A 25103-nucleotide genomic window follows, 5' to 3' on the forward strand; every position below is an offset into this window, starting at 1 on the left:
GCTATGCGGGGACGGGTGCCGCCCCCGGCGCGGCGGCCCGCGCTAGGCGGGGTGGCGGCCGCCCCGCGCGGCGGCCCATCGCTACGCGCGCACGTGTGGCGGCGGGCAGTCAGGCCGGTAGCGGCGGCGGGCTGCAGCCGCCGACGGCGAGAAGGGGACGGGGTGGGGGGTGTCCGCCCGCAGCGGCCGGCACCGCCGACCCTCACCGTGTCGGGGGCAGTGGGCCGGACCGAGGACGGATACCCCCCACCCCGGCCCCGACTCACCCACCGGACACAAGGCGCTACACCAGCCACGACGCAACAGCAGCGGGCCGCCGCAGGCATTTCAGGGGCGCGGGGAACTGCGCGAGCAACCACAACGAAACCCGCACCCACACCACTCCCGAACCACCCACGAAACGAGACCCCATGACAACGGCCACCGCCCGCAGCGAACACGACCTCCTCGGCGACCGAGACATCCCCGCAGACGCCTACTGGGGCGTCCACACCCTCCGCGCCACCGAGAACTTCCCCATCACCGGCACCCCCATCTCCGCCTACCCCCACCTCGTCGACGCCCTCGCCGCCGTCAAGGAGGCCGCCGCCCGCGCCAACGAGGAACTCGGCCTCCTGCCCCCCGACAAGGCCGCCGCGATCATCGAGGCCTGCCAGGAGATCCGCGCCGGCAAGCTGCACGACCAGTTCGTCGTCGACGTCATCCAGGGCGGCGCCGGCACCTCCACGAACATGAACGCCAACGAGGTCGTGGCCAACCGCGCACTCGAACTGCTCGGCCACGCCAAGGGCGAGTACACCCACCTGCACCCCAACGAGGACGTCAACCTCGGCCAGTCCACCAACGACGTCTACCCGACCGCCGTCAAGATCGCGACGGTCTTCGCGGTACGTGAACTGCTCAAGGCGATGTCCGTACTCCAGGACGCCTTCGCCCGCAAGGCCGTCGAGTTCCGCGACGTGCTCAAGATGGGCCGTACACAGTTGCAGGACGCGGTCCCCATGACGCTCGGTCAAGAGTTCTCGGCCTACGCGGTCATGATCGAGGAGGACCGCAGCCGTCTCGCCGAGGCCGTCGAGCTGATCCACGAGATCAACCTCGGCGCCACGGCCATCGGCACCGGCCTCAACGCCCCCGCCGGCTACGCCGAGGCCGCCCGCCGCCACCTCGCCGACATCACCGGCCTCCCGCTCGTCACCGCCACCAACCTCGTCGAGGCCACCCAGGACTGCGGCGCCTTCGTCCAGATGTCCGGCGTCCTCAAGCGCATCGCGGTCAAGCTCTCCAAGAGCTGCAACGACCTGCGCCTGCTCTCCTCCGGCCCCCGCGCCGGCCTCGGCGAGATCAACCTCCCCCCGGTCCAGGCCGGTTCGTCGATCATGCCCGGCAAGGTCAACCCGGTGATCCCCGAGGTCGTCAACCAGGTCGCCTTCGAGGTGATCGGCAACGACGTCACCATCACGATGGCCGCGGAGGCCGGCCAGCTCCAGCTGAACGCGTTCGAGCCGATCATCCTGCACTCCCTCTCCGAGTCCATCACCCACCTGCAGCGGGCCTGCCTCACGCTCGCCGCCCGCTGCGTCGACGGGATCACCGCCAACACCGACCGCCTGCGCGCGACCGTGGAGAACTCCATCGGCTTGGTCACCGCCCTCAACCCGCACATCGGCTACACGGCGGCGACGGACATCGCGAAGGAGGCGCTGGCCACCGGCCGCGGAGTGGCCGAACTGGTCCTGGAGAAGGGCCTGCTCCCGGCCGACCGCCTGGCGGCCCTGCTCCGCCCCGAGGTCGTGGCCGGCAGCGCGGCCCCGCTGGCCTGACCTGCCGAAGAACACCGGAGCGCACCAGCACCGGCCCGGAGGGAGAATAACGATCATGACGTCGCCGAAGAGCTTCGAGCCGGTCCTGGAGCGCATAGCCGAGGAGATCGAACGCACCCCGGGCCGCGGCCGCCCCGCCGACTACATCCCGGCGCTGGCGGCCCGCGACCCACGCCGCTTCGGCATGGCCGTGGCGGAGCCGGACGGCACGGTGTACGGCGTGGGGGACTGGCGTGAGCCGTTCTCCACCCAGTCCATCACCAAGGTCTTCACCCTGGCGCTCGACCTCGCCCGGGAGGGCGACGAACTGTGGGAGCACGTGGGCCGCGAGCCGTCCGGCAACCCGTTCAACTCTCTGGTGCAGCTGGAGTACGAGAACGGCATCCCACGCAACCCGTTCATCAACGCGGGCGCACTGGTCGTCACCGACCGCCTCCACACCCGCAGCGGCGACGCGGCGGGCGAGCTGCTGGACTTCCTGCGTGCCGAGAGCGGCAACGCGGACCTGGCCTTCGACGAGGAGGTCGCCGCCTCGGAGTCGGCGCACGGCGACCGCAACGCGGCCCTGGCCCACTTCATGGCGTCGTACGGGAACATCGACAACCCGGTGCCCGACCTGCTCGACCAGTACTTCCGCCAGTGCTCGATCACCGCCTCCTGCGCGGACCTGGCGCTGGCGACGGGATTCCTGGCCCGGCACGGCATCCGGGCGGACGGCTCCCGTCTTCTCACCCGCAGCCAGGCCAAGCAGGTCAACGCCATCATGCTGACGTGCGGCACGTACGACGCGGCGGGGGACTTCGCCTACCGCGTGGGCCTGCCGGGCAAGAGCGGCGTGGGCGGCGGCATCATCGCGGTCGTACCGGGCCGCTGCACGCTGTGCGTATGGAGCCCGGGCCTGGACGAACGCGGCAACTCGGTGGCGGGGGTGGCGGCGCTGGACCGCTTCACGACGCTGACGGGCCTCTCGATCTTCTGACCGGGAAACCACCCACACAACACGCAACCACGACCCGCAACCGGCAACCACGACCCGCAACCCGCAACCACGACCCGCAACCCGCAACCCGCACCCCCCCCCACAGGCAACACGCACCCCCCACAAGCGACGCGAAACCACTCACACCCAGCACAAGCCCACAGCCCCCCACCTCACACGCCGTCCACACACCAGCCCCCACCCCGAGGCCGGCGCGTCGCTTTCCGGCCACCCGGCCTCGGCACGCTGTCCCGATGCTGGCCATGGTTTTTCCCGTCGATCTGCGTCGCTGCCAGGTGCTCGGCCTGGCCGGCACCGCCTTCCTCGCCCTGGGCGGGGAGACGGCAGGCGCCCTGCCGATGCCGGACCTGCCGGCCCCGTCCTCGGTCCGCGCCGCGCTGGGGCTGGTCGGCGTGTACTTCGGTGTCGTCCTGCTGATCGCCGCCTGGGCCCTGCTGGGCCGGCTGGTGCGCGGCCCGCGCCCTCCCTCCCCGCGCGCCCTGCTGCTGGTGCTGGCCATATGGGCGGCCCCGCTGCTGCTCGCGCCGCCGCTGTTCAGCCGTGACGTCTACAGCTACCTCGCCCAGGGCGCCATGGTCGACGCACACCTGGACGTCTACGCGCACGGCCCGGCCCTGCTCGGCGGCCCGCTCGCCGACGAGGTGGCCCCGCTGTGGCGGCACACGGGAGCGCCGTACGGCCCGGTGTTCCTCGCGGCGGCGTCGGCGCTGTCCGGGCTGACCCGGGGCGAACTGCCCGCCGGACTGCTCGGGATGCGCCTGCTCGCGCTGCTCGGCGTGGCCCTCATGGCGGCCGTGCTGCCCCGCCTGGCCCGTGCCGCCGGCGCCGATCCGGCCGCCGCGCTGTGGCTGGGCGCGCTCAACCCGCTGGTGCTGCTGCACCTGGTGGCCGGTGCGCACAACGACGCCCTCATGCTGGGCCTGCTCGGCCTCGGCCTGGTCGCGGCCGTGGGCCGCCGCCCGCTGACCGGCGCCGTACTCGTCACGCTCGCCGCCCTGGTCAAGGCGCCCGCCCTGCTCGGCCTCGCCGCCGTGGTCGTCGTCCAGGTACGCGCCGGCCGCCGCCCGTTGCCGGCCGCCCTGTCGACGCTGGCCGCGACGGCCGCCACCACCGCCGTGGCCACCGTCCTCGCGGGCACGGGCTATGGCTGGATCGGCGCCCTGGACACCCCGGTCTCCGCGCACAACTGGGCCCCGACCAGCCTGCTGGGCCGGGCCACCGGCGCCCTGCTGGAACGGCTCGGCAGCGACCTCGCCCCGCTCGCGGTGCCGGCCTGGCACGTGCTCGGCCTCGCCGTCACCGCCGTCGCGCTCGCGGCCATCTGGTGGCGCTGGCGCCCACGCCCGGTGTACGCCCTCGGGCTGAGCCTGGCCGCGGTGGCCGCGTTCGGACCGGCGATCCGCCCCTGGTACGCCCTGTGGGGGCTGTTCCTCATCGCGGCCGCCGCGCCCAGCGCCTCGGTCCGGCACCGGACGGCGGCCGTGTCGGGGGTGCTGGCGCTCGCCGTGCTGCCCGGCGGCGGCCCTGCCGACACCGGGCAGCTGGTACTGGCCGTCTCCGGCGGCGCACTCGCCCTGGTGGTCCTGCTCCACGCCCATCAGGTGGCGCAGCTTCCGGCACTGGAGCGGACCGCATGAGCACCCCGACCGGGCGACGTACGCCCACCACCGACCACGATCGGCTGCTCCTCCTGCTCGCCCTGGCCACGGCCGTGACCGTGTTCACGGCGACCGTGCCGCTGCTGCGCGACTGGTTCGACCTGCGGGTCTACTACGGCACCGTGCACACCTGGGTCCACCACGGCGGCCACGTCTACGACTACCGGGTGCCGGGCACGGCGTACGGCTTCACCTATCCGCCCTTCGCGGCGGTCACCATGCTGCCCATGGCCCTGCTGAGCCGTCCCGCCGCCATCGCCGGGGCGCTGCTGCTGGACGCGGTGGCGCTGGCGGTGGTGCTGCGGGTGCTGGCGGACCGGGCGTGGCGCCGGCCCGGCTGGTTCGGCTGGGGTCTGATCCTGTGCGCTCTCACCCTGTTCGAGCCGCTGCGCGACACCGTGAGCTTCGGCCAGGTCAACCTGCTCCTGCTGGCCCTGGTGCTCGCCGACGCCCGGCTGCTGACCTTCGGCCATAACCGTGACCGCGGCCGTGGCTGGGGCCGTGCGGCGGGCGTCGGCACCGGACTGGCGGCGGCGATCAAGCTCACACCCGCCCTGTTCATCGGCATGCTGCTGCTCGCCCGCCGATGGCGTGCCGCCGCTGTCGCGACCGCGGTCGCCCTCGCGGCGACGGCCCTCGCCGCCCTGGTCGCCCCGGGCCCGTCCCGCTTCTACTGGACCGAGGCGATGTGGGACACCACGCGCGTGGGCCGCCTCGACTACGTCTCCAACCAGTCCCTGCAAGGGGTGCTCGCACGGCTGGGCGAGCCGGACCGCGCGCTGTGGGCCGTCACCGTCCTGGCGGCGCTGGGCGTCTGGGCGTGGCGGACGCGCCGCGCGGCCGCCGCAGGCGACCGGCAGGCCGCCTTCGCGCTCACCGGCCTCGCCGCCTGCCTGGTCAGCCCCGTCACCTGGGTCCACCACCTGGTGTGGCTGCTGCCGTCCTTCGCCGTCCTGCTGCGCGCGGGGCACGCGCGCGTGGCGGGCGTCCTGTACGCGGTGCTGTGCACCAGCGTGGTGTGGCTGTGGGCCCACGACGCCTCCGGCGTGGCCGCATTCGCCGGCTCCAACGCCTACACCTGGGTCACGCTCGGCCTGCTGCTGTGGCTGCCGCTCCGTCACCCCCGCTCAGAGGAACGCTTCTTGAGCCGCAGCGCCAACGCGACGGCCGCCGCACCCACGGTGGAGGCCGAGGCGATGACGACGGTCTGCGCCCAGCCGGAGCCGTCGTCCTGCGCCGCGACGGGCACGGCGGGCACGGCGGCCACCGGCGAGGCGGCGGGGGAGGCGACGGCGGAGGCGTGCGGCCCGTGCGGGGGCGGCGTCTCGCGCAGCGCGTCCAGTGAGCCGACCGGGTCGACCCGCCCGGCGGCGGCGAACCCCCAGTCCAGCAGCGCGCGCGCTTCCTCGTAGACGGCGAGCCCGCCGCCCGTCTGAGGGTTCATCACCGTCACGACGAGGGTGCGCCCGCCCCGCCGGGCGGCGGCGACCAGCGTGTTGCCCGCCTCGCTGGTGTAGCCGTTCTTGATGCCGATCAGCCCGGGGTAGGGCTCCACCCCGTCTGCGCCGGTGAGCAGGCGGTTGGTGTTGCGGATGCCGTACGACCATCCGCCGCCGCCCGGGAAGACGGCCTCGGCCGTGCCGCAGTAGTGCGCGAAGTCGGGGTTGCGCAGCCCTTCCCGACCGAACACCGCCAGGTCGTACGCCGAGGAGACCTGGCCGGGCGTGTCGTAGCCGTCGGGGGAGAGCACCCGTGTGTCCAGGGCACCCAGCGAGCGCGCCTTGGCCTGCATCTGCGCGGCCGTGGCCGACCATCCGCCGTTGAGCGCGGCCAGTACGTGCACCGCGTCGTTGCCGGAGTTGAGGAAGACACCGCGCCACAGATCGGCGACCGTGTAGGTCTGGTTCTCGGCGACCCCGACCAGGCTGCTGCCGGGCCCGATCCCGGCCAGTTCCTCCTCGCTGACCCGGTGTTCGAGGCCGGCGGGCAGCGCGGGCAGCACCGTCAGCGCGAACAGCGTCTTCAGGGTGCTGGCCGGCGGGAGCCTGCGGTGCGCCTCGTGCGCGGCGAGCACGTCGCCGGTGCGGGCGTCGGCCACCAGCCAGGACAGCGCGGAGACGTCGGGCAGGAACGGGGCGCCGCCGCGCAGGCGTACCTGGGTGCCGGACCGCTGGAGCACGGACGGCTCGGGCTGCGCCGCCCGCCCGCCACCGGGGGTGGGCTCCGCCCCGCCCGCGGCCAGCGCCGGGACGGGGGCGAGTGCCAGGACACCCGCCACCGTGAGTGCACAGGCCGACAAGGCGATCCGGGAAGGAAATCCGATGGTCATACGATCAACCTAGGAATCTCCGGGAGATTCCCCCCGCTGCCCGCGCCGGACGGGTCACGCCTGCACCCGGATGCCGCACGCCACGGAGGCCTGCCGGTCAGCTCGGCGGCAGGGTGGGCTGGATCCGGCGCAGGAACGCCGCGTTGTCGGGGGTCTCGCGCAGCCGCTGCAGCAGCGTCTCCAGGCCGGCCGGGCCGCCCTGCGCCGCCAGTGCCCGGCGCAGCCCGCGCACAGCCGTCAACTCCGGGGCGGTCAGCAGGAGTTCCTCACGCCGGGTGCCCGAGGCGGGCAGGTCGACGGCGGGGAAGAGACGGCGGGAGGCCGGTTCGCGGTCCAGCCGGAGCTCCATGTTGCCGGTGCTCTTGAGCTCCTCGAAGAACAGGTCGTCGGCGCGCGAGCCGGTCTCGATCAGGGCGGTGGCGAGAATGGTGAGCGAGCCGCCCTCCTCGGCGGACCGGGCGGCGCCGAAGAACCGCTTCGGCCCGTGCAGCGCGGCCGCGTCCACGCCGCCGCTGAGGGTGCGGCCGCCGGCGGAGGCCGCGTTGTTGTGCGCCCGGCACAGCCGGGTCAGGGAGTCGAGCAGGATCACGACGTCCTCGCCGTCCTCCACCAGCCGCTTGGCCCGTTCGATGACCAGTTCGGCGAGCGCGAGGTGCTGTTTGGGCGTCCGGTCGAAGGTCGAGGCGTACACCTCGCCGCGTACCGACCGGCGCATGTCGGTGACTTCCTCGGGCCGCTCGTCGAGCAGCACCACCATCAGGCGGCACTCGGGGTGGTTGCCGGCGACGGCCGCCGCGATCTGCTGCAGCAGGACGGTCTTGCCCGTCTTCGGCGGGGCGACGATCAGTCCGCGCTGGCCCTTGCCGACGGGTGCGAACAGGTCGACGACCCGCCCGGCCGGGCCGGCCGCCGGGTGTTCCAGGCGCAGCCGCTCGTGCGGGTGCAGCGGGGTGAGGTCGCGGAAGTCACGGCGGTCACCCGCTCGGCCGGGAGTGCGGCCGTTGACGTGCCGGACCTCGGTCAGGCCCTGCCGGCCGCCGCGTACACCCTCGACGAGGTCGCCCTTGCGCAGGCCGTGACGGCGGATCAGAGCCGTGGGGACCGGCGGGTCGGCGGGCGAGGGCAGGCAGTGGGCGCCGCGCAGGTGGCCCTTCCCGCCGCTGTCGATGTCCAGGACACCGCTGACGAGCTGGGCGGACTGGGGCTGCTGCGCCACCGGGGGGCGTTCGAGTGTGACGGTCATGGGAGTTCGGTCCTTTCGTGGGACACGGGGAGGAGGCAGAGAGAGGGAAGGGGCCGCGAGAAACGGGGCGCGTGCCGACGCGCTCGCCGTGCGGCGGGAAACGTCGTACCTCGGCGGGGAAAACACCGCTCACGAGGGCGAACGACAGAAAGAAGGCAGAAAGAAGCGAGAAAACGCGGCAGGTGCAAAAGCAGAAGTGACGAGAGAACTCGCACCGCCGCCCACGACGGGGCGGACACACGTGCTGCTCGCACTGTAGCACCGAGCGTTCGTGACGCAACGGCAAAGGGCGTCACCGCATACAACGCGGTGACGCCCGAAGCTGTTCCCGGCAGGGTCAGACAGCTCCTGCCCGCGCCTGCGCGGCGATCTTGTCGAACCGTGCGCCCATCGCCTCGGCCAGCGCCTGTGCTCCGGACAGGGGGCGGACCATGACCGTGAACTCGTCGATCAGCCCGTCCTCGTCGACGTGGATGAAGTCGCAGCCGGTCAGCTCGCGCTCGCCCACCCGGGCGGTGAACACCAGCGCGTGGTCGCGCCCGTCGTCCCCGGCCAGCTCACGGACGTAGCGGAAGTCCTCGAAGACCTGTGCGACGCCGCGCAGGATTGCCGCCGTGATGGCCTTGCCGGAGTACGGCTTGAAGACCACGGGCGACGTGAAGACGACGTCGTCGGCCAGCAGGGCCTCGACGGCGTCGAGGTCGCCCGCCTCGACCGCCTCGCGGAACGCACGCATCCCGATCACCTCATAATCAATTATTTGAATAGGTGCGGATGACAATAGTCACCTGCTGTTAGCGTGTCCACATGTCGTTGAAGTACGCGGTGCTGGCCGCCCTGCTGGAGGGCGAGGCCTCGGGATACGAGCTGTCCAAGGTGTTCGACGTCTCCCTCGCCAACTTCTGGCCCGCCACCCCGCAGCAGCTCTACCGCGAGCTCGACCGACTCGCCGCCGACGGGCTCGTCGAGGCCCGCCTGGTCCAGCAGGAGCGCCGCCCCAACAAGCGGATGTTCGCCCTGACCGAGCAGGGCCGCGCGCAGTTGCGGGCCTTCTCCGTCGAGCCGCCGCGCCGGCCCACCGCGATCCGGGACGAGCTGCTGATCAAGATCCAGGCCATGGACGGCACCGACCCGGCGGCCACGCGCGCGTTGATCGAGGAGCGCAGGTCGTGGGCGCGCGGCAAGCTCGACCGCTACCGGCGTGTCCGCGAGCGCCTGCTGGACGGTCGTGAGGAGGAGGCGTACCTGCGCGAGGCCGAGCGCATCGGGCCCTATCTGACCCTCATGGCCGGCATCTCCTTCGAGGAGGAGAACCTGCGCTGGTGCGATCGCGCACTGGCCGCACTGGAGCAGCGCCTTCCCCTAGGCTGAGCCGGTGTTCAGCCCCGAAGGCCCCACCCTGCGCGAACTCGCCGTCCAGGCGCTGTCCTCCGTCGAGCGCGGCTACGACCTGCTCGCCCCCAAGTTCGACCACACGCCCTTCCGCACGCCCGACTCCGTCCTCGACGCGGTGGCCGCGGCGCTCACCCCGCTCGGTCCCTACGACGACGGACTCGACCTGTGCTGCGGCACCGGCGCCGGGCTGAACGTGCTCGCCCCGCTGTGCCGGCGCAGCGTCACGGGCGTCGACTTCAGCGCCGGGATGCTCGACGTGGCCCGGCGCCGCACCCCGCCCGGCGAGGGGCCGCGCGTCTCCTGGGTGCGCGCCGACGCCCGCGCCCTGCCCTTCGCGCACGCTTTCGACCTGGTGGTGAGCTTCGGCGCGTCCGGCCACTTCCTGCCCCGCGAACTGCCCGGGCTCTTCGGCGAGGTGCACCGTGCGCTGCGCCCCGGCGGCCGCTTCGCGTTCCCGGTCGTCGCCCCGCCCCGGCCGGCCGAACCCGCCTACTGGATGCTGCTCGGCTTCGACGCCGTGATGCGGGTGCGCAACGCCCTGTGGCGGCCACCGTTCGTCATGTACTACCGCGCCTTCCGGCTCGCGGACGTGCGGCGGGAGCTTGAGCGCGCCGGGTTCGCCGTGGAGCTGCACGCCCTGCCCGCGTTCGGCCATCGCCGCGACGGCAGCCCCCGGGTGCGGATGGTCGTGGCCCGCCGCCCGTCCTGAACCCTCCCCTCCGCACCGCGTACCGCTTCCTGCGCACCCTGTTGGCAGCGCTAACAAGCTGTGCCATAGTTCGGGCCGCTACAGCCCATCAGTGCATGTTAGCGATCCCAAGGAGGAGGAGTCGTGCCCACTCCCCCCAGCAGACGCGCCGCAGCGGTCGTCGCCGCCGTCCTCGCCCTGTGCGGCGGCGGACTCGCGGCGAGCCCCCCGGCGGCCGCCGCGGACCACACGGTGACCGTCGGTGCGACGGGGTCCTGGACCAACCCGGACGACACCCCGGCCACGCCCTACCTCGACAAGGACGGCGCGTTCTACTACCAGCAGTCCCACGCCCTCTACGGCGCGGACGACCCCCGCGAGTGGAGCTTCTACACCGGCAGGGACTTCGACAGCGCCACCCGCTCGGCAGCGCTCAGCGACGCGGTGAACCCGGCCGACCCGAAGGACCGCAACAACGACACCACCTGGCGGTGCAACAACAACAGCCCCACCGGCAGGGAGGCCACCTTCGCGCCGGCCGGCTCCCACTACGCGCAGAAGAACTACTGCGATCTGGCCGGCGTGTGGGTCGACCCGGACACCGGCGACTGGTACGGCCTGGTCCACAACGAGTTCACGCCCCAGCCCTTCGGCGACGGACTGCACTACGACGCGATCGACTTCGCGGTCTCCACCGACCAGGGCCGTACCTGGACCATCAAGGACCACGTCATCACCTCGCCGTACAGCACCAAACGCGGCGACACGACGGCGTTCCCGCAGCAGACCTACCACTACGGCGACGGCGACCCGCGCCTGTACGTGGACGCCGCCTCCGGCTACTTCTACGTCTTCTACGGCTCCCGGATCGTCGACAAGGGCGGCAGCTGGCGCACCTTCCACGCGCATGTGGCCCGCGCGCCGATCGCGGGGAAGATGGCGCCCGGCAGCTGGCGCAAGTGGTACGACGGCGCCTGGTCCGAGCCCGGAGTCGGCGGCCGGGAGAGCAACATGGTCCCGGTGGACGCCGCGCACCCCACCGGCTACACCCCGGCGGACCAGGAGTACGACCCGGCCACCCCGGGCACCGCCAACCAGCAGGTGGCGGCCGGCCGGATGCCGCCCACCTCCCCGCTGTTCGTCATGGACATCACCTACGACGCCCACCTGGGCCTGTACATCGGCGAGCCGCAGGCCGTCGACCAGAGCGGCAAGGCGCCACAGCAGTTCTACGCCACCGACGACCTCGCCTCCCAGAAGTGGCGGCTGATCGGCGACACCGGCAGCCACACCAACGCCTCCTGGTACCGCTGGTTCCTCGACCCCGCCAACCGCACCAGCAGCCAGATCGTCGGCAGGACCTTCCGCTCCTACTGCTCCTTCGGCTGCTCGAACGACTCCTACGGCGAGTACATCGACGTCACCGTCGACACCTCCGCCCCAGCCGCGCCGGTGCGCAGCGGCGCCACCTACCGGATCGCCAACGGTGACGGCCGCGTGCTCGCCCAGGCGGTGTCCGGCGCCGCGACGACGTCCCTGGCGGCCCCGACGGGCTCGCGCCGGGAGGCGTGGACCTTCACGGCCAATGGCGACGGTTCCTACCGGATCACCAACGCCGCCACGGGCCGGCTGCTGGGCGTCGACTCCACGGCCACGTCGGCCCGCGCCTGGGGCGCCAGGCCCACCGTGACCCGGTCCGGGGCGGGCGGCCCCACCGTCGGGCAGCAGTGGTTCGTCCTCCCGGGCCGCGCCGGCGACGGCACGCCCACCGGGACCTTCCGGCTCGTCAACCGCTACAGCGGACTGGTGATCGGCCTGTCCGCCACGCGCGGCCGGCCCGCCGAGACGACCCCGGCGCGGGCCTGGACGGACACCACCGGCAGCCCGGTCGGCGGATCCCGCAGCGCCGCCGAGCAGACCCTGACCCTCACCCCGCTGTCCTGACCGCGGACCGCTGGGCCGGGATCCGCAACCGCGGGTCCCGGCCTCGGCTCATCCCGCCGCCGGCAGCGTGAACTCGTAGACCAGGGCCTCCTGTCCGGTGTCCACGACCAGGTCGGTGATCTCCAGCGGGCGGGCGTACTGGTCCTGGACGTAACGGGTCACCCGCATCGTGGGTCCGTCGTCGGCGCGGACGATCACGTCGCGGTGGTGCAGGGTCAGCCCGGCGCGGCGCATCCAGTCGTAGACCCGGCGCAGCTGGGCCGAGGCGGTGCCGTCGGCGCGGTCACGGTAGCGGGCGAGCTCCTCGACCTCGCCGAGCGCGACCGCCGAGAAGGACGTCACGGCCGTGCGCCGGCCCCGCCCGTCGGCCGCGGTGGAGTCGTAGCGGTGCACCAGCGTCGGACGGTTCGGGGCGAGGCCCAGCGCCTCGGCGTGCTGCGGCGGGGGCGGCTGCCATGCCACGGTGGCCCGGTGCAGGCCGTCCCGGTCCGCGCCCCGGGCGCCCACGGGGAAGGTCAGCGAGCCGGAGGCCTGGAGGGCGGGGCCGGGGAGGGCGGCGTGGCTCCCGCGCCGGTCGGTGGCGACCAGGCCTCGGTGGCGCAGCACCTCCAGCGCCTGCCGCACGGTCTCGCGGCTGACGCCGTAGTGGGCGGCGAGGTGTCGCTCGCTGGGCAGCCGTTCGCCGGGCGGGACGCTCCCGTCGGTCAGCTCGGCGAGCAGGCGGCGTGCGACGCGCCGGTAGAGCGGCTCCTCGCAGTCGGCGGTGTGCGGGTGGTCGAGCGGGGTGGTGTGCGGGTGGTCGAGCGGGGTGGTGCGGGACATGCCGCGCCCTCCTGTTGGTCACGTGCCGTGTCCGTCCGGGTTCGGTGCGCCACCAGGATTAGCATTGGTCTACACCACGAGCCAAGTGCGGTCGGCCGGTTCGGCCGAAACGAGACCACCCGCTGCCCACCGCCGGCGCCCTGGAGCCAGCGCTCCCCGGCGCCGATCCGGCCCCCCTCGCCCGGACCGCCGGGCCACGCGGCCTGCGCGGCCGTCCTGTCCGAAACACTTCGGACCAGGGCCGCGGGAGCCGTGCGGCCCGCCGCGGCGCCGGGGCCGCCCAGGTCAGGCGTGGGTGCGCAGCCAGCGCAGCCGGGCCGCCTGCTGGTAGGGGCCGCCGCCCTCGTGGTCGTTGAACTCGTAGACCTCGATGGCCTTGTCCTCGTGCGCCCAGGCGTTGAACGCGGCGAACACCGTGGAGGGCGGGCAGGTCTGGTCCTCCAGTGCCGCCGAGAACAGGGCCGGGGCCCGGCCGCGCGCGGCGAAGTGGACGCCGTCGAAGTACGACAGCGTGCGCAGCGCCTCCTCGGTGCGGCCGCGGTGCGTCTTGAGGTAGAGGCCGACCTCCCGGTAGGGGTGGCGGTCGGTGAGGGTCGTCGCGCGCGGGAAGTCGCACAGGAACGGCACGTCCGGGGCGACGGCCACCAGGTCCGGCACCAGGCCGCCCACGGCGAGGGCGATGCCGCCGCCCTGGCTGGCGCCGAGCGCCACGGTGCGCGCGGCGTCGGTGAGCGGATGGGAGCGGGCCGCCTCGACGGCCCGTACGGCGTCGGTGAACACCCGTCGGTAGTAGTAGTTCTCCGGCGCGTCGATGCCGCGGGTCATGAACCCCGGGTAGGCCGGGGCGCCGCCCACCGGGTCCGCGGTGCCGCCCCCGCCGCCCCAGGCGCTGCCCTGCCCGCGGGTGTCCATCACGAAGTGCGCCCGGCCGCTGGAGGCCCACAGCAGGTGCTCGTGCGGCAGTCCCCGGCCGCCACCGTAGCCGACGAACTCCACGACCAGCGGCAGCGGCCCGGCTGCCCGTGCCGGCAGGACGAGCCAGCCCTTGACCGGGTGGCCGCCGTATCCGGCGAACGTCACGTCGTACACCTCGACCGTGGTGAGCCCGGTGTCGACGGGCTCGAAGCGGGCGTCGAGGTCGTGCTCGCGGGCCTCCTGGAGGGTCTTGGACCAGAACGCGTCGAAGTCCTCGGGTTCGACGGACTCGCTGCGGTACTCGCTCAGTTCGTCGAGCGGCAGGTCGAACAGGGCCATACGGGACCGCCTCAGCTGTGTGTGACATGCGGGACGAGCACACCGTACGTGGTGATGGAAGCGCTTTCCAGGGGTCTTCCGCTTCGGCGGTCAGGCCGGCCGCCGCCGGGTCCACTGCGGTTCGGTGAGCGCCCAGTCGCGGTCCCACTCGTCGAGGCGGTGGCGCAGGGACACCCGGCGCACGACGCCGTGCGCGAGGAGCACCACGGCGACCGTGCCGCCCGTGGCGGCGACGCCCATGGACAGGGTGTGCTGCCAGACCGCGGACTCCGTGGGCGGTGCGGGCGCGTTGTGGCCGTGGGCGTCGAACCACACGTCGACCGTGTCGCCGGTGTGCGTGCCCGCCGGTACCCGGGCCACGGCCGTGCGGGTGCCGCCGCCCGGCTCCGTCCAGCGCACGGCCACGGGTGTGGGGCGCCGGCTGCCGCCCTCCACGCTCGGCGGTGTGTCCGGGGTCCGGCCGACGACCACGGCCCGCACCTCATGGCGGTCCGCGCGCTCCCGGGCCGCGACCGCCCGCGCCTCACCGTGCGCCCACCAGCCGGTCAGTACCCCGGCCAGCGGCGCACCCAGGAGGAGGAGCACCGTGACGGCCAGTGCCGTCCAGGCCTCCACCACATCGGACCGGCGCCGCAGCGGATTGTGCCGCCAGCGCCAGCCACGCACCCGGGTTCGCATGTCGACCTCCTCGCCGTCACGCGTGCGAGTGCCCACATGGATCTCCTACCCCGTCCAGGGGACATCCTTCACCGGATCCGCGCAAACGGGAAGTCCTGGACGCGCTCCTTCCGGCGGGAGACCGGCGGTCAGCCGAAGCGTTCGATCCGGATCCGGTCCACCGGCTGGCCCGCCGCGACCAGCAGCCGTGAGGCGTGCTCGGCGAACGCGTTCGAACCGCACACGTACGCCTCCCAGCCGCCCGGCGGGGCATCCGCCACCAGGTCCGCCACATGCCCGGCGTGCAGCCGTCGCACCGGCGTCCCGGCGGGCGCGCGCCGGGTGAACACGGGCGTGGTCTCGGGGCCGTACTCGCGCGCGTAGATCAGGTCCTCGGGACTGCGCGCGGACACCACGAGCCGCAGCGGCACGTCGAGTGCCAGCGCCCGGTGGTGGCGCACCATCGACATCAGCGGGACGACTCCGGAGCCGGCGCCCACCAGCAGCGCGGGCCGGTCACCGGGCCACGCGAAGAAGCCGCTGTGCGGGCCGCGCACCTCGACGGTGTCGCCGGGCCGGGCCACGGTGTGGAACCAGCCGGACACCTCGCCGCCCTCGACATGGTCCAGGGTCAGCTCGATGTGCCCGCTGTCGTCCGGTGCCGAGGCGAGGGAGTAGTGGCGCTGGGCGGTGTAGCCGTCCGGCGCGGTCAGCCGCAGCTGGAGATGCTGTCCCGGCACGTGGCCGGCCCAGGACGGCACCGCGAAGCGGAAGGTGGCGGTGCGCGGGGTCTCGCGGCGGACCTCGGTGAGCGTGGCGGTCTGCCAGACGGTGGCCACGTCGGTGGGCACGGAGATCCGGCCCGGGATCGCGAACCGGGTCGGGGGCGTGGGGGCCGGGGCCGTGGTGGTCGTGTCAGTCACCGGAGAACCTCTGCTCCTCCCAGGGGTTGCCGCGCTGGTGGTAGCCGTTCTGCTCCCAGAAGCCGGGCTCGTCGTGGTCGAGGAGGCGCAGGCCCGCGATCCACTTGGCGCTCTTCCAGAAGTACAGATGCGGCACCAGCAGCCGCGCCGGGCCGCCGTGCTCGGGGGCGAGCGGCTGCCCGTCGAACTCCCAGGCGATCCACGCCCTGCCGCCGGTCACGTCGGCGAGCGGCAGGTTGGTGGTGTAGCCGGTGTGCGCGTAGGCCACGACGTGGGTGGCGGTGGGCAGCGGGCCCGCGGCCTGGAGGAAGGTGTCCAGGGACACCCCGCCGAAGCGGACGCCGAACTTCGACCAGCTCGTCACGCAGTGGATGTCGCCCTCGTACACCGAGCCGGGCAGCGCGTGCGCCTCGTCCCAGTCCCAGGTGCGGGGCCGCTCGACCAGCCCGTCGATCCGGAAGGTCCACTGCTCGGGCGCGATGTCCGGGGTGACCTCGGCGGACAGCACGGGCCAGTCCTCGCCCGCGTCGTACTGGCCGGGCGGCAGGCCGGGGTTCTGGACGCGGTGGCGTCCGGTGAATCCTCGGGTGACGTTCATGATTCAACCGTAAGGGGTCCGGGAGGGTGCCCCGTACCGGGAGATCATTGCGGCCGTATGAACTCTCCGCAGGTCAGGGAATACGCCCACGCTGCCGTGGATTGCCGCCGGTGGACAGCGAAGGAGAGTGAGGAAGCCCATGCCCAAGGCGTACGTCTTCACCCGGTTCGGCGGCCCGGAGACCGAGGCGCTCGTCGACGTGGACCGCCCCCGCCCCGGACCCGGCCAGCTGCTGATCGCGGTGCGCGCGGCCGGAGTGAACCCGGTGGACTTCAAGCTGCGCGACGGCTACCGGCGCCCCGGTGAGAGCGCGACGCCCGACTTCCCCGTGTTCTTCGGCAACGAGGTCGCCGGTGTCGTCGAAGAGAGCGGGGACGGCGTCGACGGCTTCGTGCCCGGCGACGAGGTGTTCGGCCGGCCCGTCGAGGGCGGCTGGTCGGAGTACGCGCTGCTGTCGGTGGACCTGATCGCCCGCAAGCCGGCCGGCGTGTCCTTCGCCGACGCCGCCACCCTGCCCGTCGCCGTCGCGACCGCCTACGACGGGGTACGCCAGCTCCAGGCGGCCGCCGGCGCGACCGTGCTGATCACCGGCGCGGGAGGCGGTGTCGGCGTGGCCGCGCTGCAGATCGCCCGCACCCTCGGGCTGCGCACGGTCGGCGTGGCGAGCGAGGGCAAGAAGGACCTCGTCGAGTCGCTCGGCGCCGTCCATGTGCCCTCCGGTCCCGGCTGGGCCGAGCGGGTGCGGGCCGCCGTGCCGGGCGGTGTCGACGGGGTCTACGACCTGGTCGGCGGCGAGGTCCTCGCCGAGGCCGCGGGCCTGCGCGCCGGGGGAGCCCGGCTCGTCACGGCCGTCGCTCCGCCCGAGGAGGCCGAGCGGCTCGGCGGCTCCCGCGTGGCGCGGGTGCGCGACAGCGCCGTGCTGGAGGCGGTGGCGGAGCTGGTGGCCGGCGGCGACCTGGACCCGCACGTCACCCGTACCTTCCCGCTGGAGCGGGCCGGGGAGGCGCTGCGCGCCGTCGAGGAGGGCCACGCCCGCGGCAAGATCGTGATCGAGGTGGGCGAGTGAGCGCCGGGCACGGGGCGAGCGGCCCGCACGTCCTGGACAACCCCGCCCTCGCCTCCCTGACCGGCCCGCACGCCCGCTTCGCCGAGCGGCGCGGCCGGGTGCTGCGTTACCCGCTCGACGTGTCGCCCTGGCTGGCCCTGCCCGACGAGCCGGAGACCCAGGACTGGGCCGACCTCGCGGCGCTCGCCGGTCCCGGCGCCCAGGTCCCGCTGCCGGGCTTTCGCGGGCGGGTCCCGGACGACTGGGAGATCACCTTCCACATCGACGGCGTCCAGCTGGTGGACGACGGGCTGGAGGCCGCCCCGGACCCGGAGGCGGTACGGCTCACAGCGGCCGACGTGCCCGAGATGCTGGACCTGGTCGCGCGCACCCGGCCCGGGCCCTTCCTGCCCCGCACCATCGAACTGGGCACCTACCTGGGCATCCGGCGCGACGGGGCGCTCGTCGCCATGGCGGGGGAGCGGCTGCATCCGCCGGGCTGGACCGAGATCAGCGCGGTGTGCACCGATCCGGCGTTCCGGGGCCAGGGGCTGGCCGGCCGGCTGGTCCGCGCGGTCGCGCACGGCATCCGCGAGCGCGGGGAGACGCCGTTCCTGCACACCGGCGCGCACAACACCGGCGCCATCCGGCTGTACGAGTCGCTCGGCTTCCGGCTGCGCCGCCGCACGGCGTTCCTGGAGGCGCGGGCGCCCCAGACGCTGGGGGAGGAGCGGGCGGTGCCGGTGGCGTAGGCGTAGGACTGACCGGCCGGCAGTGTGGCCGGTCAGTCCTCCTGCTGCTCCCGCGGCGCCCAGGCGTTGTAGCGCACCAGATAGTCGGCGAAGCGGGCCAGGTCGTCCTCGGGCCAGTCCGCGAGGCGCTCGCGGAAGGCGGTCCGCCGGCTCTCGGTGACCTGGGCGAGGATGTGCCGGCCGGCCTCGGTGAGGTGCAGGACCTGGACCCGGTGGTCCTCCGGGTCCAGCCGCCGCTCGATGAGCCCGGCCCGCTCCAGTGCCGCGACCTGGCGGCTGACCGTGGACTTGTCCAGGGCGTAGTGCGCCGCGAGGTCGGTGGCACGGCAGCCGCCGCTCTCCTCCAGGTGCCCGAGCAGCGTGTAGGAGACCAGCGACAGCTCCGGGTGCATGCGCCCGGCCGACGCGCGGGCCCGGCGGGCGAAGATCGTCATCTCGCGCTGGATGGTCTCGACGGCCTCGGCTGCGTTCACTTGCCCTCCTTCGGGGTTCTGGTTGTATAGTACAACTTGTAGTGAGAGTTGTATAAGCCAACTATTGGAGGAGTGGGCCGATGACATCGCCCGCCGTGCGCCATGTGCTCACGCACCTGATCACCCCGCTGCTGATGTGCCTGGGCATGGGGCTCGCGTACATGGGGGCGTTCGTCACCCCGGAGCCGAACCACCTGCCCGTCGCCGTCGTCGGCTCCGGACCCGAGGCCAAGGTGCTCGCCCAGTCGGTCAAGGACGCCGCGGGCGACAAGCTCGACGTCCGCACGGTCGCCACCCGGGACACGGCCGTCGACCTGCTCAAGCACCGCGACATCACCGGCGCCTACGTGCCGGGTGCCAAGAGCCCCGAACTCGTCGTCGCCACCGCCTCCTCCGACATGGGCGCCACCGCCGTCGAGAAGGTCTTCACGCCCGTCGCCGAGAAGCAGGGCGTCCCGCTGAAGGTGACCGACGTCGCCCGGCCCGTCTCCGACGACCCCACCGGACAGGGCCTGTTCTTCCTGCTCATCGCCGTGTCCATCGGCTCCTACGCCTCCGTCGCCGCGATCGGCGCCGCAGGCGGCGCGCTCGGCATGCGGGTGCGCGCCCTGCTGGCGCTCGGTGTCTCGGCCGTCGTCGGCGCCATCGGCACGCTGCTCGCCGGTCCGGTGTTCCACCTCGCCCACCACGACCTCGCCGGGATCTTCGGCATGGCGTGGCTGTACTCGGCGGGCATCCTGTTCATCGGCGTCGGCCTGCACACCTTCCTCAAGCGGTGGACCACGCTGGCGATGATGGTGCTGTTCGTGATGCTCAACTTCACCAGCTCCGGCGGGTTGTTCCGGCCCGAGCTGCAGAACGGCTTCTTCGGCACCCTGCACGCCTTCTGGAACGGCGCCGGCTTCGTCGAGGGCGTCCGCAGCCTGCTGTACTTCGGTGACGACGGCCTCGGCCGCAGCCTGTGGACGCTGGCGGTCTGGCTGCTGGCAGGCCTCGCGGTGACCGGGATCGCGGCCCTGTACGAGCGGGCCAAGGCTCCCGCGCCCGCCCCCGCGCCGCAGCCGCAGGAGCTCGCGGCCGAGGAGGAGATCGAGGAGACCGTGGGGGTCTGATCAGCCTTCAGAACGCGCTGGGGTAGGGTGGCGGTCCGGCTGCGGACCGCCCCAGCCGCGCCGAACCGAGGAGGTGGGACCCATCACCGCAAGGACATCACGGGTGCTCTCCCCTCGCCGCGCGCGGACCGCCGGCGGGTGACCCGAGGGAGCGCCCTCCGGTCACCGAAAGGCACTCCGCCCCCATGCTCACTCCTTCCACGTCCGTCGAGTTTCCCCAGGTCGTCGCCGCTCTGCGCGCCGCCGGCTGCGTCTTCGCCGAGGACGAGGCGCGGTTGATCCTCGACACCGCCCGCAGCGACCAGGAGGCCACCGCCATGGTGGGCCGCCGGGTCGCCGGGCTGCCCCTCGAACACGTCCTCGGCTGGGCCGGGTTCCACGGACTGCGCGTCACCGTCGAGCCGGGCGTGTTCGTCCCGCGCCGCCGCACCGAGTTCCTCGTCGAACAGGCCCTCGCCCAGGCCCCGCACGCCGGCGTCGTGGTGGACCTGTGCTGCGGTTCCGGCGCGGTCGGCGCCGCGCTGGCCGCCGCGCTGGAGGGTGTCGAGCTGCACGCCGCCGACATCGACCCGGCCGCGGTGCGCTGCGCCCGCCGCAACGTCGCCGCGTACGGAGGCCACGTCCACGCCGGCGACCTGTTCGCGGCGCTGCCGGAGCGTCTGCGCGGCCGCATCGACATCCTCGCCGCCAATGTGCCCTACGTCCCCACCGCCGACGTCGCCCTGTTGGCCGCCGAGGCCCGCGAGCACGAGCCGCTGACCGCGCTGGACGGCGGTGCGGACGGCCTGGACGTGCTGCGCCGGGTGGCCGCGGAGGCGCCGCGCTGGCTGGCCCCCGGGGGCTGCCTGCTGGTGGAGACGAGCGAGCGTCAGGCGCCCACGGCCGTCGAGACGTTCACGCGCGCCGGGCTGACCGCGCGACTGGCGGTGGCGGAGGAGGGCTACGCCCACGTGGTGATCGGTACGGCGCAGCCGAGCTGACGCACGAGGGCGCCACCCTCGGCTTCGTGATCGCCGCAAGCCCGGGCTCGGCTGAGCATCGGTCTCACAGGTGCACGTGCGTGGCTCAGGCCGAGGCAGGCGTACGGGACAGGGCCGTGCGCAGCGCGAAGACACCGAGCAGGCCGCCTGCCGTGAACCGCTGAGCGGTCATCACGCGGGGCCGGGCGGCCAAAAACCCCGACACCCGTGCCGCGGCCAGCATGATCAGGGCGTTCACGGAGATCCCCACGACGATCTGCACCCCACCGAGCTGCAGCAGTTGCGCCCAGGCCGGACCGGCCTGCGGATCCATGAACTGGGGCAGCAGGGCGGCGTACATGAGAGCGATCTTGGGGTTGAGCAGGTTGGTCAGGAGCCCCATCGAGAACAGGCGGGCGTCGGAGACGCGAGGCAGGTCCTGGTCCGGAGCGAAGAGTGAGCGGCCACCCGGCTTGAGCATCTTCCAGGCCAGGTAGGCCAGGTAGGCGGCCCCCGCGAGCTTGACCACCGTGAACGCCAGCGGCACGGCGGCGAACAACGCGGACAGGCCGGCGGCCGCGGCCAGCAGGTAGCACAGGAATCCCACAGCGGTCCCGCTCAGACTGACCAGGCCCGCCCGGCGGCCTTGGGTGATCGCGCGGGAGGTGAGGTGGATCATGTTCGGTCCCGGAGTCAGAGCCATGCCCAGTTCGACCAGGGCCACTCCCCCCACTGCGGCCAGACTGATCAAAGTCGACTCCTGATCGTTTGCCGGGCACCCGGTACCCGGCGCGGGCGGCGCCCGTCCGTGACGCATCGGCGGCGCCTGCGCCAGGATACGGCCCTGCCGTTCGGTGTCTCCGTGCACCCTCACTCCACCCGGCCAACGGGGCGTCAACCGTCGAACCACGGCCTGTCCGGCGGATCTTGAATCTCGAATTCAGGCGGCATCCGGAGACCGAACGCCCTAACGTGCAGGCATGTCATCTTCACTTGAGCGTCCCCCTCGGCAGGCCGACGAACGCACCGCGCTCATCGGCTGGCTGGATCTGCAACGGCGGATCCTGAGATGGAAATGCGAGGGCCTGAGCGAGGCTGACGCGCACCGCTCCGTCATCCCGACCTCGCCGGCGATGACGATGGCCGGGCTCATCAGCCACATGCGGTGGGTGGAGCACGCCTGGCTGGAGGTGCTGTTCCTGGGCGGCGACAAGACGCAGAACCCGTCCTTGGTCGAGACGGACGAGGACGCGCACTGGCGCACCGACGGCACCTCGCTGAAGCAGCTGCTCGCGGAGTACGAGGACCAGTGCGCCCGAAGCAACGAGATCGTGGCCGAGGCGTCCCTGGACGACATAGGCCGCCACCCCGACTACCGCGACAGCAAGGCCAACCTCCGCTGGATGCTCATCCACCTCGTCGAGGAAACCGGCCGGCACGCGGGGCACGCGGACATCGTGAGGGAACTGCTCGACGGGACGAAGGGGTACTACTAGGTCAAGTTCCGCACGCGGAGGGAAGGGTCAGGGCGCGTCAGGTGCTCGCCCCGTCCCCCGACGGGGTCGGCGTCGGACTGTCGTCCCGGTCGTCGTTCCAGTCGTGGTGCCGGAAGCCGTCGCGCCAGTGGTCGGGGCCGCGCTCGTCGAAGTCGCCGGTGAGTGCGCGCAGGGCCGTGCGCTTGCCGTGGTCCAGGGTGCCGATGAGTACGACCGTGTCGCCCTGCTTCGGCGTGCCGCCCCGCACAAGGGCGTCCGAGCCCACGGTCCAGGTCCACGAGGCGCCGTCCTCACTCCTGACCGTGACCTGGTCGCCGGACACCTTCTGCACGGTGCCGCGCTGCCAGATCCGTACCACCCACCGGCCGGTGTCCGGGTCCTTCACGGTGGCCTCGCCGTGCACGGCCGCCCCGAAGCCGAACCCGGGGCCGCCCCGCTCGTGCCGTCCGTCGGGCCCGCCCGGGGACGGCGAGGACGAGGCGGAGGTGCCGGGTGGTGTCGGGGAACCGCCCGAGGAGGCCGCGTAGGCTACCGTCCCGCCCAGGGCGAGCACCGCGACCGCGGTGGCCGCGATCACCGTACGGCGCCGCACCGGCCACCGTCGCCCGGCCTGACCTGCCGACTCCCGTGTCTCCGGCTGTTCCTGGTGCGGATCGTGCATCACGGCTCACTCTCCTCGGCCGGGATCAGGTCTGTGGCACCCCGTGCTGTGATTGTCCGAGGGGGCCGGTAAGACCCGGGTAACGATTTGCTGTGAGTGTGCGGTGCGGCCTCACTCCTGCGGCCGGGCCCGTGCGATCAGCAGGGCCACGTCGTCGTGGTTGTCCGGGTGGTGCAGCGTGCTCAGCAGCAGGTCGCAGACCTCCTCCAGAGGACGTTCCGGGGCGTCCAGCAGCGTCAGCAGCATGTCGAGGCGCTCGTCGAGGGAGTGCCGGCGCGTCTCCACCAGGCCGTCGGTGTAGAACACCAGCTGGTCGCCGGGGCAGATCTCCACGGTCGTGGTGGAGAAGGCGACCCCGCCCACGCCCAGCGGGGCGCCCGTCGGCAGGTCCAGCAGCTCCGGGGTCCGCCCCGGGCGCACCCGGGCCGGCGGCAGATGCCCGGCGTTCGCGATCCGGCACTGGCCGAGCTGCGGGTCGTGGACGGCGTACACACAGGTCGCGATGGCCTGGTCCAGACCCGAGGTGATCTTGTCGAGGTGCTCCAGCAGCCGCGCCGGGTCGAGGTCGAGGGAGGCGAGGGTGTTCGTCGCGGTGCGCAGCCGGCCCATGGTGGCGGCCGCGTTGATGCCGCTGCCCATCACATCGCCCACCACCAGCGCCGTCTTGCCGTCCTCCAGCGGGATGACGTCGAACCAGTCGCCGCCGACCTCGCTGGTGGCGCCCGCCGGCTGGTAGCGGGAGGCGACCTCCAGGCCGCCGGTGAGCCGCGGATGGCTGGGCAGCAGGCTGCGCTGCAGGGTCAGCGCGGTGTTGCGGGCGTTCTGGTACCAGCGGGCGTTGTCGATCTGCACGGCGGCCCGTGCCGCCAGCTCCCGGGCCAGCAGCAGGTCGTCCCGGCCGAACGGCAGCGGGTTGCGGATGCGCTTGAGGTCGAGGGCGCCGAGCACCTCGCCGCGCGCGATCAGCGGTACGGCGAGATAGGAGTGCACGCCCGCCGCGGCCAGCAGCTCGGCGGCCTCGGCGGAGCGGGCGATGCGCGGCAGGTCCTCCGGCCGCACGCGCTCCACCATGACCGGCCGGGCCGTGCGGACGCACTCGGTGACCAGCCGGTCGGGGGCGTACCGGGCGATCTGGCCGGGCGGGTCGGCCGCCCGCAGCGCCTCCGGCGCGTCCTTGGCCTGCACGGCCAGCGCGCGGATCACCGCCGACTCGGCCGGGCCCAGGCTGGTGCGCCGGCCCTCCACGACCGCGTCCAGCAGGTCGACGGCGGCGACGTCGGCCAGCTCCGGCACGGCCACGTCGGCCAGCTCGTGCGCGGTGCGGTCCAGCTCCAGCGTCGTACCGATCCGCGCGGAGGCGTCGGCGATCACGGCCAGCCGGCGACGTGCGGCCTCGGCCTCGACGCCGGCCTGGTACTGCTCGGTGATGTCCACGACGGAGGCGGCGAGGCCGAGGACGTTGCCGACGGTGTCCTCCAGCCGGTACAGCGAGGTCGTCCAGGCGTGGTCCCGGTCCGGGTCGGCCGGGGTGCGGCCCACGGTGGGCTGGTCGACCACCGGCAGCCCCGTTTCGAGCACCTGCCGCGACGAGGCCTCCAGCGCGTCCGCGTCCAGGTCCGGCAGCACCTCGCGCAGCCGGCGCCCGATGTGGGCCTCGGCGGGCAGGCCGTTGATCCGCTCCAGTGCCGGGTTGACCGACACGAACCGCAGGTCGGTGTCGAGCACGGCGAGGCCGATCGGCGACTGGGTGACCATCCGGGTGGACAGCGCCACATCCTGCTCCAGACGGCGCACGGTCGACCGGTCGGCGCACAGGCCGAGCGCGTACACGTCGCCCCGGTCGTCCAGCAGGCGCATGTTGCGGAACTCCACCAGCCGGGTGGTGCCGTCCTTGCGCCGGACGGGGAAGGCGCCGGCCCAGCTCTGCCCGGTCTCCATGACGTCGGCGAACAGCTTCACGACCAGGTCGAAGTGCTGCTCGTGCACCATGATGTGCGCCGCGTACCGGCCGAGGGCCTCCTGGGCGGCGTACCCGAACAGCTCCTCGGCCTGAGGGCTCCACAGCACCACGCGGCCCTGCGCGTCCAGCACCACGGAGGCGACGTTCAGGACGTCGAGCAGGCCGCTCGGCCGCACCGGTCCGCCCGGCGGCTGATCGCCGTCGGTCACGGGAGATCTGGCTGACGTCATGCAGGTACCGCCTCCGCCTGTACGTGCGGCACGCGTACCCCCGTGCCGACTCCCCTTGTTGTACCGCGCACAACCCTTTCT

The 25103-nt window shown here is 73.3% G+C and carries 23 protein-coding genes and 1 pseudogene; 12 read left to right on the forward strand and 12 right to left on the reverse strand.

Features of this window, described 5'->3' with window-relative positions; genetic code table 11:
• Window positions 1-410 precede the first annotated feature (410 nt).
• From aspA to C3489_RS39645, 4 genes are all read left to right on the forward strand, one after another.
• Entirely contained in the window at window positions 411-1823 is a 1413-nt protein-coding gene (gene aspA, locus C3489_RS29675; protein WP_103785170.1) for an aspartate ammonia-lyase, read from the forward strand.
• Window positions 1824-1878: 55 nt separating this feature from the next.
• Window positions 1879-2802: a glutaminase gene (locus C3489_RS29680; protein WP_103785171.1), complete on the forward strand. Its 924-nt coding sequence runs from the start codon at window positions 1879-1881 to the stop codon at window positions 2800-2802.
• A 263-nt stretch (window positions 2803-3065) separates the two neighbouring features.
• Window positions 3066-4460 carry a polyprenol phosphomannose-dependent alpha 1,6 mannosyltransferase MptB gene (mptB, locus tag C3489_RS29685; protein WP_103785203.1) on the forward strand — a complete coding sequence of 465 codons (1395 nt, stop codon included), beginning with the start codon at window positions 3066-3068 and terminating at the stop codon, window positions 4458-4460.
• Window positions 4457-5893 (forward strand): glycosyltransferase 87 family protein, encoded by a 1437-nt coding sequence (locus tag C3489_RS39645; RefSeq protein ID WP_103785172.1) that lies wholly within the window; start codon window positions 4457-4459, stop codon window positions 5891-5893. Before mptB ends, C3489_RS39645 begins: the two co-directional genes overlap by 4 nt.
• 32 nt (window positions 5894-5925) lie before the next feature.
• On the opposite strand, the pseudogene C3489_RS29695 reads toward C3489_RS39645, so the two are convergent.
• The 3 genes and pseudogenes from C3489_RS29695 to C3489_RS29705 form a co-directional block, all read right to left on the reverse strand.
• Window positions 5926-6810 (reverse strand): annotated as a pseudogene (locus C3489_RS29695) (D-alanyl-D-alanine carboxypeptidase family protein); the annotation flags it as partial.
• A gap of 97 nt (window positions 6811-6907) precedes the next feature.
• On the reverse strand, window positions 6908-8053 hold the full coding sequence (gene rho, locus C3489_RS29700; protein WP_103785174.1) for a transcription termination factor Rho: 1146 nt from the start codon (window positions 8051-8053) through the stop codon (window positions 6908-6910).
• Window positions 8054-8390: 337 nt separating this feature from the next.
• Window positions 8391-8789, reverse strand: coding sequence for a nuclear transport factor 2 family protein (locus C3489_RS29705; protein WP_103785204.1), 399 nt, complete (start codon window positions 8787-8789; stop codon window positions 8391-8393).
• Between the two features lie 71 nt (window positions 8790-8860).
• Here C3489_RS29705 and C3489_RS29710 point away from each other — a divergent pair, with 71 nt between their 5' ends.
• The 3 genes from C3489_RS29710 (at window position 8861) to C3489_RS29720 (ending at window position 12080) form a co-directional block, all read left to right on the forward strand.
• The gene (locus tag C3489_RS29710) at window positions 8861-9424 is read left to right on the forward strand and encodes a PadR family transcriptional regulator (RefSeq protein ID WP_103785175.1); all 564 of its coding nucleotides are present in this window, start codon (window positions 8861-8863) and stop codon (window positions 9422-9424) included.
• 4 nt (window positions 9425-9428) lie between these two features.
• Window positions 9429-10157, forward strand: coding sequence for a class I SAM-dependent methyltransferase (locus tag C3489_RS29715; RefSeq protein ID WP_103785176.1), 729 nt, complete (start codon window positions 9429-9431; stop codon window positions 10155-10157).
• Between the two features lie 123 nt (window positions 10158-10280).
• Window positions 10281-12080 (forward strand): RICIN domain-containing protein, encoded by a 1800-nt coding sequence (locus tag C3489_RS29720; RefSeq protein ID WP_103785177.1) that lies wholly within the window; start codon window positions 10281-10283, stop codon window positions 12078-12080.
• A 48-nt stretch (window positions 12081-12128) separates the two neighbouring features.
• Here the strand turns inward: C3489_RS29720 and C3489_RS29725 are convergent, their stop codons facing one another.
• The 5 genes from C3489_RS29725 to C3489_RS29745 form a co-directional block, all read right to left on the reverse strand.
• A complete protein-coding gene (locus C3489_RS29725) occupies window positions 12129-12902 on the reverse strand; it encodes a GntR family transcriptional regulator (protein ID WP_103785178.1) in 774 nt (257 codons plus the stop codon).
• A 285-nt stretch (window positions 12903-13187) separates the two neighbouring features.
• Complete coding sequence (locus tag C3489_RS29730) at window positions 13188-14156, reverse strand: acetylxylan esterase (RefSeq protein WP_103785179.1); 969 nt, start codon at window positions 14154-14156, stop codon at window positions 13188-13190.
• 90 nt (window positions 14157-14246) lie between these two features.
• The gene (locus tag C3489_RS29735; RefSeq protein ID WP_103785205.1) at window positions 14247-14834 is read right to left on the reverse strand and encodes a hypothetical protein; all 588 of its coding nucleotides are present in this window, start codon (window positions 14832-14834) and stop codon (window positions 14247-14249) included.
• A 128-nt stretch (window positions 14835-14962) separates the two neighbouring features.
• Window positions 14963-15736, reverse strand: a complete 774-nt coding sequence (locus tag C3489_RS29740) for a ferredoxin reductase (RefSeq protein WP_103785180.1) — start codon at window positions 15734-15736, stop codon at window positions 14963-14965.
• A complete protein-coding gene (locus C3489_RS29745; protein WP_103785181.1) occupies window positions 15729-16334 on the reverse strand; it encodes a sulfite oxidase-like oxidoreductase in 606 nt (201 codons plus the stop codon). Before C3489_RS29745 ends, C3489_RS29740 begins: the two co-directional genes overlap by 8 nt.
• A gap of 139 nt (window positions 16335-16473) precedes the next feature.
• On the opposite strand from C3489_RS29745, the gene C3489_RS29750 reads away from it, so the two are divergent.
• Both C3489_RS29750 and C3489_RS29755 read left to right on the forward strand, forming a co-directional pair.
• Window positions 16474-17400 carry an NADP-dependent oxidoreductase gene (locus C3489_RS29750; protein ID WP_103785182.1) on the forward strand — a complete coding sequence of 309 codons (927 nt, stop codon included), beginning with the start codon at window positions 16474-16476 and terminating at the stop codon, window positions 17398-17400.
• Entirely contained in the window at window positions 17397-18131 is a 735-nt protein-coding gene (locus C3489_RS29755) for a GNAT family N-acetyltransferase (RefSeq protein ID WP_103785183.1), read from the forward strand. The genes C3489_RS29750 and C3489_RS29755 overlap by 4 nt, the downstream gene beginning before the upstream one ends.
• A 32-nt stretch (window positions 18132-18163) precedes the next feature.
• On the opposite strand, the gene C3489_RS29760 is transcribed toward C3489_RS29755, so the two are convergent.
• On the reverse strand, window positions 18164-18604 hold the full coding sequence (locus C3489_RS29760) for a MarR family winged helix-turn-helix transcriptional regulator (RefSeq protein ID WP_103785184.1): 441 nt from the start codon (window positions 18602-18604) through the stop codon (window positions 18164-18166).
• An 80-nt stretch (window positions 18605-18684) separates the two neighbouring features.
• Here C3489_RS29760 and C3489_RS29765 point away from each other — a divergent pair, with 80 nt between their 5' ends.
• Both C3489_RS29765 and C3489_RS29770 read left to right on the forward strand, forming a co-directional pair.
• Window positions 18685-19716, forward strand: a complete 1032-nt coding sequence (locus C3489_RS29765) for a hypothetical protein (protein ID WP_103785185.1) — start codon at window positions 18685-18687, stop codon at window positions 19714-19716.
• 185 nt (window positions 19717-19901) lie between these two features.
• Complete coding sequence (locus C3489_RS29770; protein ID WP_103785186.1) at window positions 19902-20696, forward strand: putative protein N(5)-glutamine methyltransferase; 795 nt, start codon at window positions 19902-19904, stop codon at window positions 20694-20696.
• Window positions 20697-20781: 85 nt separating this feature from the next.
• Here C3489_RS29770 and C3489_RS29775 read toward each other — a convergent pair whose 3' ends face one another.
• Entirely contained in the window at window positions 20782-21426 is a 645-nt protein-coding gene (locus C3489_RS29775) for a LysE family translocator (protein WP_103785187.1), read from the reverse strand.
• Window positions 21427-21655: 229 nt separating this feature from the next.
• Between C3489_RS29775 and C3489_RS29780 the strand changes: the two genes are divergently transcribed.
• On the forward strand, window positions 21656-22171 hold the full coding sequence (locus C3489_RS29780; protein WP_103785188.1) for a DinB family protein: 516 nt from the start codon (window positions 21656-21658) through the stop codon (window positions 22169-22171).
• Between the two features lie 37 nt (window positions 22172-22208).
• Here the strand turns inward: C3489_RS29780 and C3489_RS29785 are convergent, their stop codons facing one another.
• Together C3489_RS29785 and C3489_RS29790 are read right to left on the reverse strand one after the other, a co-directional pair.
• Complete coding sequence (locus tag C3489_RS29785) at window positions 22209-22832, reverse strand: hypothetical protein (RefSeq protein ID WP_103785189.1); 624 nt, start codon at window positions 22830-22832, stop codon at window positions 22209-22211.
• A 111-nt stretch (window positions 22833-22943) separates the two neighbouring features.
• Window positions 22944-25022 (reverse strand): SpoIIE family protein phosphatase, encoded by a 2079-nt coding sequence (locus tag C3489_RS29790; RefSeq protein WP_103785190.1) that lies wholly within the window; start codon window positions 25020-25022, stop codon window positions 22944-22946.
• Between the last annotated feature and the right edge of the window lie 81 nt (window positions 25023-25103).

It is taken from the genome of Streptomyces sp. Ru71, from assembly GCF_002920535.1.
GTDB lineage: Bacteria > Actinomycetota > Actinomycetes > Streptomycetales > Streptomycetaceae > Streptomyces.